The organism is Dokdonella sp., from assembly GCF_035703485.1.
In the GTDB taxonomy this organism is placed as follows: Bacteria; Pseudomonadota; Gammaproteobacteria; order Xanthomonadales; family Rhodanobacteraceae; genus Dokdonella.
Genome location: NZ_DASSYD010000165.1, coordinates 1 through 14,022 on the forward strand (window position 1 = coordinate 1; position 14,022 = coordinate 14,022).

Sequence of the window (14,022 nt, forward strand, 5' to 3'; positions counted from 1 at the left end):
GCACTGGTGGGCCGAGGAACTGTCAGGTTTCGCTGCGGGCAGGGCGCGCCATCCGCTGACCGAGGTTCTGCTCGGCTACGCGCCGATCTGCGAGCTCGGCGCAGATGCCTGGGAAGCGCTGATTCCGGCAGCCTTCGCCCAGCGTGAAGCGGGGCCGTTTTCAACGCTTGGCGACATGCTCGACGCCAATCGGCATTTCCAGACTGCGCTTGCCAACATTGAGGTTACGCTGCATCCAGTGCTCGATATCGAGAACTCGGCGACGGCTGCGTCGTTGTCCTGTGTTTTCGATGAAAGTGTCCGCCTGGCCGAGATGCTGGCGCGGGATCGACTGCCAATCTCCATGGATCTGCTCGCTCGCCACCAGCTCTCGCGCAGCGAAATCGGTCAAGCCGGACCGCGGCGTGATGCCGTGCTGCGAGAACACTTTCTCGCCCTTGCCGCGCGCGTCGGTGCCAGCGAGACACGCGGACTTTCGCCGCTGACCGCCATTCGCCTGCAGGCCAATCTGAAACGCTGCCGGCGCGCCGCCAAAGCCGAAGATGTGCTGGCCGAAAGTGCCCGGAATCTGGATCGGCTGCCACCTTCCAGTGTCTGGGCAGGCTGGAAGGCGGCACGCCGCATGCGCGCAAGCGGCTGAACTTTCAAGGCAACGCTGATCCAGTGGCGATTGTGCCACTGGATCAGCGTTGCCTTAAGCTGTCCACCCTTGATCGGCGGCTCGACCCGCCCCACATCCTCGGTTCGGCGCCGGTTTTGGCCGCTGCCATCCAGACATGAAGCGGGAAGCCTCAATGATGACGACACCGAATAGCGTTCGCGCGATGCCCGATATCGCCACTGAAGCGGATCCAGGCAATGCGGGCCAGCTCGACTGGGTTGGCATGGACGAGATCGCCGTGCCGGTACGCCTGGCCAATCATGACGGCGATATCGTGCAATCGCCGGCGCGCGTTGCTGCCTACGTCAACCTGAAGCGTACCGATGCGCGCGGCATCCACATGTCGAGGTTGTACCTGCACGTCGACAAGCACCTTTCCAGCGAACCGCTGACACCGTGTTCATTGCGGCGCCTGCTGCGTGATTTTCTCGATTCACATGCCGATCTGTCCGATCGTGCTCGCATCAGCGTGCGTTTCGATCACATGGTCCGGCGCGCGGCACTGGCCAGCGACAACAGCGGCTGGAAGACTTACCCGGTCGTCATCAATGCAACCATGGAAGATGGCGCATTCAACGTTGAGCTCGAAACGGAAATCCTCTATTCGAGCACCTGCCCGTGCTCGGCAGCGCTCGCTCGACAGCTGATCCAGGAGAAGTTCAGCACCGACTTCGCAAGCGACGAACCTCTCGATCATGGCGCGGTGTTCGACTGGCTGGGCAGCGAATCCGGCATTCTTGCCACGCCGCACAGCCAGCGCAGCAGCGCGCGTGTTCGCGTGCGCCTCGCCGGCGGCTTCGAATTCCCGATCGTCGACCTGATCGACGTGGTCGAGAACGCATTGCAAACGCCTGTGCAAACGGCAGTCAAGCGCGAGGATGAGCAAGCCTTCGCCCTGCTCAATGGCCAGAACCTGATGTTCTGCGAAGATGCCGCGCGACGCATGCAGCGCGCCCTCGATGGCGACGAACGCATCATCGATTTCTGGCTGCGCGCCGCTCATCTTGAAAGCCTGCACCCGCACGATGCCGTGGCCTATGCCAGCAAGGGCATTGAAGGCGGCTATTCGGCGCAGGATCGCGGTTAGCCAACGGCAAGAAACGTCGATCCGGAGTAATTCCCGCCGAAAACGAAAAAGGGCCGCAATCGCTTGCGGCCCTTCATTATTTGGCGCCCGAAGTTGGACTCGAACCAACGACCCCCTGATTAACAGTCAAGTGCTCTAACCAGCTGAGCTATTCGGGCGGAGCCGCGCATTTTCGTGACATTGGCCCGGATCGTCAAGCCCTGTTGCTCGTTCAGCTGTCGATTGCAGCGCAAGCGGCGCTGGCTTGCGCGGCGGATGGTGTGCCACTACGCAGGCGCCCGGAGTTGCTGACGACCAGTGTTCTCGCCGCCGGCGGACCGCGGCGGTCGCAAACAGTCAAGGTGAGATTGGTTCCGCTTGCGCTGCCATCAGCCTGATAGCGGATTCGTTGTCGGCTGCTGCTGCTGAGGATCGCGATACCTGATTTCTGTGCCTGGGCGACGCCGATGATTTCCTCATCGCTGTCGTGTTCGTTGTCTCGATTGCTATCGATGAAGGCGATCCAGCCGTGTTGCCAGCGCGAATCGTCGGTGCAGTCAGTCTGGTTGCTGGACGGACAGACAATGACTTGTTGGCCGCGCATGGCGGCACCAATGCGGGCCTGGTTGATTGATACGGACAAGGCGCTTCGACTGGCTCGCGAGGCACTGGCCTGGAGCAGTTTGCTGAACGACGGCAACGCCATCGTTGTGAGTACGGCTCCGATCGAAACGACGATCATCAGCTCAACCAAGGTGACACCCGCCAAGCGCGATTTTTGCGTTTGCATGGTCCGCTCCGTTCTGGACTGGTTGAGCTCATGCTAGGCAGGGTGGCCTGCATCGACGATGGTCGATCGCGGTGTGGCCTTGTAGGAAAATGTCGATTGCTGGCGTAGGAATGGGTGTGCGATAGCTTGAATCGACGCGGGCGGGGCGTCACATGATGTCGGGTGGCTGTAGAGTGCTCACCGCTAGCCGGATTCTGAAGAAGCCCGTTCACGGGCGAGCGATATCGACGGATTGGCCAGGAGCATCGCGACCAGCGGAAGTCCCTTTTGCGGGGCGCCTGAAGGCGCTCCTGAAGGTTTGCGGCGAAACTGCGTTTCGCTTTTCCAATTTCCCACTCCCCACTCCCCACTCCCCACTCCCATGTCAGACCGATTCCAGCTCGAAGCCCCGTACAAGCCCGCCGGTGATCAACCGCAAGCGATCGAGCGCCTGGTTGCAGGATTTGAATCGGGTCTGGCCCATCAGACCCTGCTCGGCGTGACCGGCTCAGGCAAGACCTACACGATCGCCAACGTGATCCAGCAGGTGCAACGACCGACATTGATCATGGCGCCGAACAAGACACTGGCCGCGCAGCTGTATGGCGAGTTCAAGGAGTTCTTTCCGCACAATGCGGTCGAGTATTTCGTCAGCTACTACGATTACTACCAACCCGAGGCCTATGTGGCTTCGTCGGATACGTATATCGAAAAGGATGCTTCGATCAATGATCACATCGAGCAGATGCGCCTGTCGGCGACCAAGACCCTGCTGTCGCGCCCGGATGCCTTGATCGTCGCCACCGTCTCGGCGATCTACGGCCTCGGCAAGCCCGAGGACTATCTGCAGATGCGCCTGATCCTCGCGCGTGGCGAACACACCGACCAGCGCAAGCTGATCCGCCATCTGACCGAACTGCAATACACGCGCAACGACATGGAACTGCGCCGCGGCAGCTATCGCGTACGCGGCGAGGTCATCGACGTGTTTCCGGCCGAATCGGAAACCGAGGCCTTGCGCATCGAGTTGTTCGATGGTGATGTGGAAAATCTGGCGATCTTCGATCCGCTGACCGGCGAAGTGCTGCGCAAGGTGCCGCGCTACACGGTGTATCCGAAGACGCATTACGCCACCACGCGTGCGGCGGTGCTCAATGCGGTCGAGACGATCAAGGTCGAACTCAAGGAACGCCTGGAGCAACTTTATGCGGCGAACAAGTTGCTCGAAGCGCAGCGCTTGCAGCAGCGCACCCAGTTCGACATCGAAATGATGGCTGAAATCGGCTATTGCCAGGGCATCGAGAACTATTCACGGCATCTGACCGGCGCCACGCCTGGTGATCCGCCACCGACCCTGTTCGACTATCTGCCCGCCGACGCCTTGCTTGTCGTCGACGAATCACATGTCACGGTTCCGCAACTGGGCGGCATGTACAAGGGTGATCGCTCGCGCAAGGAGAATCTGGTCGAGTTCGGCTTTCGTTTGCCTTCGGCGCTGGACAACCGGCCCTTGCGATTCGACGAATGGGAGGCGCGCGCACCGCGCAGCATCTTTGTCTCGGCGACACCGAGCGCGTACGAGCTGGAGAAATCAGCGGGCAGCGTGGTCGAGCTCGTGGTGCGGCCGACCGGCCTGATTGATCCCGAGGTCGAGATCCGCCCGGTACGTACCCAGGTCGATGATCTGCTGTCCGAGGCCAATGCGCGCATCGCCATGGGTGATCGCGTGCTGGTGACGACGCTGACCAAGCGCATGGCCGAGAACCTGACCGAATACCTTGGCGAGCACGGCATTCGCGTGCGCTACCTGCATTCGGATATTGAAACGGTCGAGCGCGTGGAGATCCTGCGTGATCTGCGTCTGGGTGAATTCGATGTGCTGGTCGGCATCAACCTGTTGCGCGAAGGCCTCGACATGCCCGAGGTGTCGCTGGTCGCGATCCTCGATGCCGACAAGGAAGGCTTCCTGCGCTCATCGGGCTCGCTGATCCAGACCATCGGCCGCGCCGCGCGCAACTTGCGTGGCAAGGCGATCCTGTACGCCGACAAGATCACCCGCTCGATGAAGATCGCCATCGATGAAACCGATCGACGCCGGGCCAAGCAGGTCGAGTACAACCTCGAACACGGCATCACCCCGAAAGGGGTCAGCAAGAAGATCACCGACATCATGGAAGGGGCGCGCGCGGAATCGGCCCGTGGTGGCAAGCGTGATCGCTGGGGCAAGGTTTCCGCTGCCGAGCGCCAAATTGCCGAAGAGTCCGCCGAATACCGCATGTTGTCCCCCGAGCAGATCGCCCAGCGCATGAAGAAACTCGAGGCACAGATGTACAAGCACGCCCAGGATCTCGAATTCGAAGAGGCCGCCCGCGTACGCGACCAGATTCATCGGCTGCGCGAGCAGGGGTTGTTGGGGTAGAGCCGGGAGTGGGGAATAGGGAGTGGGGAATCGGTAGAAGCAGTGATATTGCGGTTTGACGTTGAGCGCAACGATTTTCGATTTTTGCTGATGACCGAAAGGGCTTAAAACTGGCTTCTCCGCTAGTTGAGCGACGCGTGACCTATTCCCCACTCCCTACTCTCGATTCCCGGTCGGGACCAAGCGCGAGATCCTTTGGGCGCAAGAAATGCTTCATGGAAAGACGAAAATCAACAAATCGTGTCATCCCGACTTGTGCACCGCCGCAGACTCGGTTAGTCTGCGCGCCCCCGCATTCAAGGGGCGCGTAGCTCAGCGGTAGAGCACTACCTTGACATGGTAGGGGTCACAGGTTCGATCCCTGTCGCGCCCACCAACCGAAGTCGGCAACGATGGATCGTCCGCCGAAGCGAAAAGAGTGACCGAATTTTTCGCTGTCAAATGCAAGACTGTTTCGCACACGTCAGAAGTTGCAATCTCACCTCAACAGGAAGCGTAGTTCAAACGAACACGATCACCATGACGCGAACCTTTGCCCACTGATTGAACCGACGCGAAGCAATGCAGAGAACATAAAGGCGCTTCGGCGCCTTTATGTGTTTCAGGAGACCAGAATCATGATCAACATCACCCTTCCGGACGGCAGCGTCCGTCAATTCGAAAGCGCGGTCAGCGTCCAGGAGGTCGCTGCCTCGATTGGCGCGGGTCTGGCCAAGGCTACTGTCGCCGGCAAGGTCGATGGCAAGCTGGTCGATGCCAGTGATCGCATCGATCACGATGCCACGCTGCAGATCATCACGCCGAAGGACGAGGAGGGCGTCGAGATCATTCGCCACTCCTGCGCGCATCTGGTCGGTCATGCGGTCAAGCAGTTGTTTCCGACTGCGAAAATGGTCATTGGCCCGGTCATCGAAGAGGGTTTCTACTACGACATCTGGTTCGAGCGCCCGTTTACGCCGGAAGATCTGGCGGCAATCGAGCAGCGCATGATTGAGCTGATCGATACCGAATACGACGTGATCAAGAAGATCACGCCGCGTGACGAAGTCATTGCCGAGTTCAAGAAGCGTGGTGAGGACTACAAGCTGCGCCTGATCGAGGACATGCCCGATGAGAAGGCCATGGGCCTTTACTATCATCAGGATTACCTCGACATGTGCCGTGGTCCGCATGTGCCGAACACGCGTTTTCTCAAGGTTTTCAAGCTGACCCGCATTTCCGGCGCGTACTGGCGTGGCGATGCCAAGAACGAGCAGTTGCAGCGCGTTTACGGCACCGCCTGGGCCGACAAGAAGCAGCTCGCCGCCTATATCCTGCGCATCGAAGAGGCCGAGAAACGCGACCACCGCAAGTTGGCCAAGCAGCTCGATCTGTTTCATTTCCAGGAGGAAGCGCCCGGTCTGGTGTTCTGGCATCCGAAGGGCTGGCAGATCTGGCAGATCGTCGAGCAGTACATGCGCCAGGTCTATCGCGACTCCGGCTACGACGAGATCAAGTGTCCGCAGATTCTCGACAAGAGCCTGTGGGAGAAGACCGGGCATTGGCAAAACTATCGCGACAACATGTTCATCACCTCATCGGAAAATCGCGACTACGCGCTCAAGCCGATGAATTGCCCTGGCCACGTGCTGGTCTACAACCATGGCCTGCACAGCTATCGCGAGTTGCCGATCCGCTACGGCGAGTTCGGTTCGTGCACGCGCAACGAGCCTTCTGGAGCCCTGCACGGCCTCATGCGCGTACGCGGCTTCGTCCAGGATGACGGCCATATCTTTTGTACCGAAGAGCAGATCGAGGGTGAGGTCGTGGCTTTCCATCGCCAGGCCATGCAGGTCTACGCGCATTTCGGCTTCGAGGACATTGCTCTCAAGCTTGCCTTGCGTCCGGATGCGCGTATTGGATCGGATGAAGTCTGGGACAAGTCCGAAGAAACCTTGCGCGCGGCGCTGCGGGCATCGGGCGTCGAATGGCAGGAATTGCCCGGTGAGGGTGCGTTTTACGGCCCGAAGATCGAATACCACATGCGTGATTCGCTGGGCCGGGCCTGGCAGGTTGGCACCATGCAGGTGGATTTCTCGATGCCGGGACGCCTCGGCGCCGAATACGTGGGCGAGGATTCAGCACGGCATACGCCGGTCATGCTGCATCGCGCCATCGTCGGTTCGATGGAGCGTTTCATCGGTATCCTGATCGAGCACCATGCCGGCCAATTCCCGGTCTGGCTGGCTCCGGTGCAGGCAGTCGTCATGAATATCACGGATGCGCAGGGTGATTTCGCTGCCGAAGCCATGCAAACCCTTGTCGCGCAAGGGTTCAGGGTAGAGGCGGATTTGCGCAACGAGAAGATCGGATATAAAATCCGCGAACACACGCTTAACAAGGTTCCCTATCTGCTGGTCGTTGGTGACCGCGAAAAGGAGGCGGGGGCTGTTGCTGTGCGTGCGCGTTCAGGGGAAGACCTCGGCACTTTCACGATCAGTGAATTCGCCGAGCGCCTCAAATCCGAATCGCAGGCCGACTGAAAGTCCTTGATTCGACTGTAGAAATCGCCAGGAGTAATTTCGTATCGCAACTGAAAAAGCAAACCGCAGGAATCTTGAAATCCGGGTTCCACAGGTTCGTGTCATCGGCGCTGATGGTGAACAAGTAGGTGTTCTCACGCGCGACGAAGCCTTGAGCATGGCTCAGGAGTTGGGTCTGGATCTGGTCGAGATCCAGCCAACCGCCAATCCACCGGTTTGCCGGATCATGGATTTTGGCAAGTACAAGTTCGATGCGCAGAAAAAAGCGCATGCGGCAAAAAAGAAGCAGAAACAGGTCGAGATCAAGGAACTCAAATTCCGCCCGACCACCGATGTTGGCGACTACACGATCAAGCTGCGCAACCTGCGCCGCTTTCTCGAAGAGGGCGACAAGGTCAAGATCACGATCCGCTTCCGCGGGCGCGAAATGGCGCATCAGGAGCTTGGCGACAAGATGGTCAAGAAGATCGCCGCGGATATCGCCGAAGAAGCGGTGATCGAGCAATACCCGCGCATGGAAGGGCGCTTGATGGTCATGATGATCGCACCAAAGAAGAACAAGTGATTTTTATCGGCGGAATGTTCTGCCGGTGAATGAGGAGCGACCCGGAGCCCCGGGTCATACAAACCGGATCGAGCAGGAAGGAAAGAACGGCAGCCGCCGTCGCTCGGGCCAGTAACGAAAAACTGAAAAGGAGTTGGGCCCATGCCCAAGATGAAAACCAACCGGGCCGCTGCCAAGCGGTTCCGCAAAACGGCGTCAGGCAAGTTCAAATGCGGTCACGCATTCAGAAGCCACATCCTGACCAAGAAATCGACCAAGCGTAAGCGCAATCTCCGCAGCACGAATCACGTGCGTGCCGAAGATGCCGGCCGCGTCGCCCGCATGCTGCCCTACTTGTAAGGAGGACTGACCCATGGCACGAGTAAAACGTGGCGTCACCGCCCACCGTAGGCACAAGAAGATCCTGACCCGCGCGAAGGGCTACTACAACGCTCGCCGCAAGGTCTATCGCGTTGCCAAGCAAGCCGTCATCAAGTCCCTGCAGTACGCTTATATCGGCCGCAAGCAGCGCAAGCGTCAGTTCCGTTCACTGTGGATCGTCCGCATCAATGCCGGCGCCCGCATGTACGGCCTGAGCTACAGCCGCCTGATGAATGGCCTCAAGAAAGCCAACATCAACGTCGATCGCAAGGTCCTCGCTGACCTCGCCATCCACGATATCGCCGCGTTTGCAGCCCTGGCAGAGAAAGCCAAGACCGCCCTGGCTGCGTGATCTTTGCGTCGGTGCCTGTTGGCGCCGGCCCTGGTGTTTGATGAATGGGGAGCGGGCTACGGCTTCGCTCCCCATTTCATTTGCGAGTACAGCAACGGATTCCCGTGATGACGCAACCCTTGCAAGCCCGAATCGATGCCGCGCTGGCGGCCATTGGCGCCGCCTCAACGCTGGACGCGCTCGATGCCGAACGCGTTGCCGTGGTCGGCAAGTCCGGTTTCATCACCGAGCAACTCAAGCAGCTTGGCAAGTTGCCGGCAGACGAGCGCAAGGCGGCTGGCGAGAGCATCAACATCGCCAAAAATGTCGTACTTGATGCAATCTCTGCGCGCCGCGCCGTGCTCGATGAGGCGGCTTTCGACGCACGCATGGCGAATGAACGCATCGACGTCAGTTTGCCGGGTCGTCGTTCAGAGCGCGCCAACCTGCACCCGGTGACGCGCGCCATGGAGCGCATTTGCGACATCTTCGCGCGCCTTGGCTACGACCGCCTCGACGGACCCGAAATCGAGGATGACTGGCACAATTTCGAGGCCTTGAACTTCGCCCCCGATCACCCCGCGCGGACGATGCACGATACCTTCTGGTTCCCGGACGGTCGTCTGCTGCGCACGCATACCTCGCCAGTACAGATTCGCGGCATGTCCGGGCGCAAACCACCGATCCGCATCATCGCCCCGGGCAAGGTCTATCGCAGTGACTCTGATCAGACTCATTCACCGATGTTCCACCAGGTTGAGGGCTTGCTGATCGATGAGACCTCGAACTTCGCCGACCTCAAGGGCACCCTGGCGGCTTTCGTTCGCTCGTTCTTCGAGCGCGATTTCGAGATGCGCCTGCGCCCGAGTTTCTTTCCGTTTACCGAGCCGTCGGCCGAAATGGATATCGGCTGGAGCAGCGAAAACGGCGAGACCAAATGGCTCGAAGTCCTCGGCTGCGGCATGGTTCATCCAAATGTCCTGAAAAATTGCGGCATCGATCCCGAACGCTACAGCGGTTTCGCTTTCGGCCTCGGCGTCGACCGTTTCGCCATGCTGCGCTACGGCGCCGACGATCTGCGTGCTTTTTTCGACAATGACCTGCGCTTTTTGCGGCAGTTTGCTTAGAAGCGGGGAGTGGGGAGGAGTGGGGAGTTGGAAAGCCGGTTTTTCGTTTCGCTGATGGCTTTCAGGTGACCAACCCATTTCGAATTTTCCCATTTCCACGTAATGCGCTCTACCTACTCCCTATTTCCTACTCCCCACTCCCGGCCCCTGAATGAAAGTTAGCGAAAACTGGTTGCGTGAGCTTGTCGAGATCCCGGTTGGGCGCAAAGAGCTCGCGCATCGTTTGACGATGGCAGGTCTCGAAGTTGAGGACATCGCGGTACTCGGCGATGCACTCGATGGCGTATTGGTTGCGGAAATCATTGCCACCGACAAGCATCCTGACGCGGACAAGCTCAAGGTCTGCAAGGTCGATGTCGGGCAAGGCGAGCCTCTGCAGATTGTCTGTGGTGCGCCGAATGCTCGGGTAGGTTTGAAAGCTCCGCTGGCGACGGTTGGAACCAGAGTCGGTTCGATCACGATCAAGCCGGCGAAACTGCGTGGCATCGAATCGAACGGCATGCTCTGCTCGGGACGCGAGCTCGGCCTGGGTGCCGATGCCGACGGCCTGCTCGAGTTGCCTGTCGATTCCGTGGTCGGCAAGTCGCTGGCCGAAGCCTTGGGCTTGCCCGATGCGGTGATCGAAATTGGCCTGACGCCGAATCGATCGGACTGCCTCGGCATGCACGGCATAGCCCGTGAAGTGGCAGCAAACTTCGGGGTTGTCGCGCACTTGCCAACCGTTGAAAAGCAGGAAGCGAGCCATGACGGCACGATCGAAGTGCGCGTCGAGGCGACAGCGGATTGTCCGCGTTTCTGCGGACGTTTGCTGCGTGGTGTCAATGCGAAAGCAGCGTCTCCGGCATGGCTCAAGGAGCGTCTGCGTCGCGCTGGTATCCGCCCGATCAACGCACTGGTCGATGTCACCGCCTACGTCATGATCGAAACCGGCCAGCCGATGCACGCCTATGATGCCGCGGCGTTGAATGCACCTGTCATCGTGCGTCGCGCGCGCAAGGGAGAGAAGCTCAAATTGCTTGACGAGCGCCTTGTGGATCTCGACGACGGCTATCTGGTCATTGCCGACAATATCAAAGCGATCGGTCTGGCCGGCATCATGGGTGGCTACGAAACGCGGGTCAGCGACAGCACGGTTGATGTATTCCTGGAAGCCGCTCATTTCGCGCCCGCCACGATCAGCGGCCGCGCACGCCGACTTGGATTGCACACTGACGCCTCGCACCGTTTCGAGCGTGGAGTCGATGCCGAGCTGCCGGAACAAGCAATCGAGCGCGCAACGGAGTTGTTGCTCGAAATCGTCGGCGGATCTGCCGGGCCGCTGGTCGAAAATCTTTCCGCCGCACAGCTTCCACTTCGCCCGGCGGTGAATCTGCGTCGTGTGCGTCTCCAACGCATCCTTGGCATCAAAATCGCTGACACGGATGTTGCGCGAATTCTCGAATCACTTGGAATGCAGGTGTCAACCGGCAGCGAAGGCTGGACGGCAGTTCCGCCGGCATCCCGTTTTGATCTTGCCATCGAGGAAGATCTGATCGAGGAGGTTGCACGAATCCACGGCTATGAGCGGATCCCGGCACAGGCGCCGCGTGGCGAGATCACGCCTGCAGCCATCCCGGAAGATCGCGTCGCGCTCGCCGCGCTGCGCCAGCAACTTGCGGCACGAGATTACGCGGAGGCAATCAGTTATGCCTTTGTCGCCGCCGATCTGCTCAAGACCTGGGGTCTCGAAGAATCGGCGATTGCTCTGGCCAATCCGCTGTCGGCTGAACTGGCCGTCATGCGCACGAGTTTGTTGCCCGGACTTGTATCCGCGCTCGACGCAAACCGAAAGCGCCAACAATCGAGGGTGCGCCTGTTTGAGAGTGGACGCAGTTACCACGCGGCTGAAAATGGCCCGGTCGAGATCGAGCGAATCGCCGCGGTTGCCATCGGAGATGCCTGCGCCGAGCAATGGGGCGAATCGAGTCGGCCGATGGATTTCTACGATCTGAAGGGTGATCTCGAATCATTGCTGTGCCTGCTCGGAGCGGCAGCTGCGGAATTTCGGTTTGAAGCTGGCGGCCCTTCGTGGTTGCATCCGGGTCGATCGGCGATCATTTTCCGCGGCGCCACCGCGGTCGGCCACGCAGGCGCCCTCAACCCAAGGTTGCAGAAAGCGCTCGATCTGGATGCCGATGTCTATGTCTTCGAGCTGGAAACCGCAGCAACCACCAGTCGTGCCGTTCCCAGCGCTGGCAAGCTCTCGCGTTTTCCGTCGGTACGGCGCGATATTGCGATTGTGATCGCCGAGGGCGTCTCCTTTGCGGAAATCGATGCGACGATCCGTCGCGCAGTGGGTGAAAAGCTGGTCGATCTGGTCCTGTTTGATCGATATACGGGGCCACATCTCGGAATTGGAGTCAAAAGTCTCGCTATGGGCTTGATTTTGCAGGATGGTTCACGCACCCTAACGGATCAGGACGCAGATGAATGCGTTGATCTGGCGGTCTCCGCTCTGGCGGCTGGTTACAAGGCAAAGTTGCGGGGGTAGGATGGCGCTTACGAAGGCTGAAATGGCAGAGCGTCTGTTCATAGACGTTGGTTTGAACAAACGTGAAGCCAAGGAATTCGTTGATGCGTTCTTCGAATCCGTACGTGATGCGTTGGAAAAAGGGGAGCAGGTCAAGTTGTCCGGTTTCGGCAATTTTGATTTGCGCATGAAAAATGAGCGCCCCGGACGCAACCCGAAAACCGGCGAGGAGATTCCGATCTCAGCGCGGCGTGTGGTGACGTTCCGGCCAGGGCAAAAGCTGAAGGTTCGAGTAGAGGCTTATGCTGGATCAGGGGAGTAACAGCGAGCTACCGGCGATACCGGCAAAGCGCTATTTCGCGATAGGCGAAGTCAGCGAACTTTGTGGTGTCAAGCCGCACGTGCTTCGCTATTGGGAACAGGAGTTCCCGAACCTCAAACCAGTCAAGCGGCGCGGCAACCGACGCTACTATCAACGTCATGACGTACTCATGATTCGGCAGATCCGTTCGCTTCTTTACGATCAGGGCTTCACGATCACCGGTGCGCGGCAACGCCTTGAGGGGCCTGAGGCACGCATGGAAGTCAGCATGACCGGGCAGATCGTCAAACAATTGCGCATGGAGCTGGAGGAAGTCCTGCAGATCCTGCGTCGTTGATTTTCGCGGGTGTACTCGGGACAAGCCTGATACAATTCGCGCCCCTCGCAATATCCAATTTCAAGTCCGTTTCGTCGGGGCGTAGCGCAGCCTGGTAGCGCACCTGCCTGGGGGGCAGGGGGTCGTGGGTTCGAATCCCGCCGCCCCGACCAATTCGACTTGAGATGTCCCGATCGTTGGACGTTGCCTCACCCTGAGGCGCGCGTGCCTGTCGGGGTTTTCCGGATTCGCATGTTGCCGGAGAAGTGACCGGGACTGTCGGTCGCCTACCATCACCGAAGCATCTATCAAGCCAGGACGTGGCAATGGTCTGACCTTGCCGTGGCGTCTGCGGGTTTATTATGTCCATTCATCCACTTTGCAGGAGAATCGTGTGCTCTGGGCGGATGTTGTGCCTGCATTTCGGACAAAAAAAGCCACGGCATCCTTGGAGGCCGTGGCTAACAACGATCAGATCGTTGGAGAGTTTAGAAACGTTGTGTGTAACGGGCGTAGTAGAAGCGGCCGATATCGAAACCGCCGTAGTAGGAGACGTTGGCGTTAGGCTGCGTATACATCACGGGTCCCTCTCTCCCGAACACGTTGTTGGCACCGACCGAGATCGTCGCCTTCCACGGTGCGGTCCAGCGGAACTGAACATCGTTGAATGCCGTTGCGCCCGTCACGTTGAGCGGAGCGGCGATGGATTCTCCATCGATGTTCGGATAGCGGTAATCAGGGTCGCTACACTCTTCCGGGAACGCTGCGGCACTGAGGCAGCTTTCCTTCATCGCCGAGTAGTAGCGGATGGTCCAGCTGGCACCGAAATCACCAAGCTCCCAACCCAGATTGAGGTTGGAGCGGATACGGAAAGATCCGGCGAAGCTGGTGTTCTGGTTCGGAATGCCCGGCGCATTGGTGGAAAGGTTCTCGTCACGAACCGTGTAGGTCGTGTTCCATTGCGTGGTGAAGGCTCCCCAGTTTTCCAGATCGAATCGGTAGCTCACATCAAAGTCGTAACCTTCCGTTTCGCGGTAGCCGGCATTGCGACCTCC

General features: G+C 59.3%; 12 protein-coding genes, 3 tRNA genes and 1 pseudogene. 13 read left to right on the forward strand and 3 right to left on the reverse strand.

Annotated elements, in window-relative coordinates; all coding sequences use genetic code 11:
- Together VFN25_RS12730 and folE2 are read left to right on the forward strand one after the other, a co-directional pair.
- Positions 1–640: hypothetical protein (locus VFN25_RS12730; protein WP_325142476.1), on the forward strand; the 640-nt coding region annotated here is incomplete at its 5' end.
- A gap of 154 nt (positions 641–794) precedes the next feature.
- A complete protein-coding gene (gene folE2 / locus VFN25_RS12735; RefSeq protein WP_414648952.1) occupies positions 795–1,748 on the forward strand; it encodes a GTP cyclohydrolase FolE2 in 954 nt (317 codons plus the stop codon).
- 81 nt (positions 1,749–1,829) lie between these two features.
- Here folE2 and VFN25_RS12740 read toward each other — a convergent pair.
- Together VFN25_RS12740 and VFN25_RS12745 are read right to left on the reverse strand one after the other, a co-directional pair.
- Positions 1,830–1,906, reverse strand: a tRNA-Asn gene (locus VFN25_RS12740).
- Positions 1,907–1,959: 53 nt separating this feature from the next.
- On the reverse strand, positions 1,960–2,517 hold the full coding sequence (locus VFN25_RS12745) for a GspH/FimT family pseudopilin (protein ID WP_325142478.1): 558 nt from the start codon (positions 2,515–2,517) through the stop codon (positions 1,960–1,962).
- Positions 2,518–2,878: 361 nt separating this feature from the next.
- Between VFN25_RS12745 and uvrB the strand changes: the two genes are divergently transcribed.
- From uvrB to VFN25_RS12800, 11 genes are all read left to right on the forward strand, one after another.
- The gene (gene uvrB, locus VFN25_RS12750) at positions 2,879–4,915 is read left to right on the forward strand and encodes an excinuclease ABC subunit UvrB (protein ID WP_325142482.1); all 2,037 of its coding nucleotides are present in this window, start codon (positions 2,879–2,881) and stop codon (positions 4,913–4,915) included.
- A gap of 301 nt (positions 4,916–5,216) precedes the next feature.
- Positions 5,217–5,291: transfer RNA gene (locus tag VFN25_RS12755), tRNA-Val, on the forward strand.
- Between the two features lie 241 nt (positions 5,292–5,532).
- Entirely contained in the window at positions 5,533–7,437 is a 1,905-nt protein-coding gene (gene thrS, locus VFN25_RS12760; protein ID WP_325142485.1) for a threonine--tRNA ligase, read from the forward strand.
- A 43-nt stretch (positions 7,438–7,480) separates the two neighbouring features.
- Positions 7,481–8,002 (forward strand): translation initiation factor IF-3, encoded by a 522-nt coding sequence (gene infC / locus VFN25_RS12765; protein ID WP_325142501.1) that lies wholly within the window; start codon positions 7,481–7,483, stop codon positions 8,000–8,002.
- A 141-nt stretch (positions 8,003–8,143) separates the two neighbouring features.
- Positions 8,144–8,341, forward strand: a complete 198-nt coding sequence (gene rpmI, locus VFN25_RS12770) for a 50S ribosomal protein L35 (RefSeq protein ID WP_325142487.1) — start codon at positions 8,144–8,146, stop codon at positions 8,339–8,341.
- A 13-nt stretch (positions 8,342–8,354) separates the two neighbouring features.
- Positions 8,355–8,714 (forward strand): 50S ribosomal protein L20, encoded by a 360-nt coding sequence (gene rplT / locus VFN25_RS12775; protein ID WP_325142489.1) that lies wholly within the window; start codon positions 8,355–8,357, stop codon positions 8,712–8,714.
- Between the two features lie 107 nt (positions 8,715–8,821).
- Positions 8,822–9,820, forward strand: a complete 999-nt coding sequence (gene pheS / locus VFN25_RS12780) for a phenylalanine--tRNA ligase subunit alpha (protein WP_325142491.1) — start codon at positions 8,822–8,824, stop codon at positions 9,818–9,820.
- A 151-nt stretch (positions 9,821–9,971) separates the two neighbouring features.
- Positions 9,972–12,350 carry a phenylalanine--tRNA ligase subunit beta gene (gene pheT, locus VFN25_RS12785; RefSeq protein ID WP_325142493.1) on the forward strand — a complete coding sequence of 793 codons (2,379 nt, stop codon included), beginning with the start codon at positions 9,972–9,974 and terminating at the stop codon, positions 12,348–12,350.
- A 1-nt stretch (position 12,351) separates the two neighbouring features.
- Positions 12,352–12,651, forward strand: coding sequence for an integration host factor subunit alpha (gene ihfA / locus VFN25_RS12790; protein WP_325142495.1), 300 nt, complete (start codon positions 12,352–12,354; stop codon positions 12,649–12,651).
- A complete protein-coding gene (locus VFN25_RS12795) occupies positions 12,632–12,988 on the forward strand; it encodes a MerR family transcriptional regulator (RefSeq protein WP_325142497.1) in 357 nt (118 codons plus the stop codon). The genes ihfA and VFN25_RS12795 overlap by 20 nt, the downstream gene beginning before the upstream one ends.
- 75 nt (positions 12,989–13,063) lie before the next feature.
- Positions 13,064–13,140, forward strand: a tRNA-Pro gene (locus tag VFN25_RS12800).
- 315 nt (positions 13,141–13,455) lie between these two features.
- On the opposite strand, the pseudogene VFN25_RS12805 reads toward VFN25_RS12800, so the two are convergent.
- A pseudogene (locus VFN25_RS12805) lies at positions 13,456–14,022 on the reverse strand (TonB-dependent receptor); the annotation flags it as partial.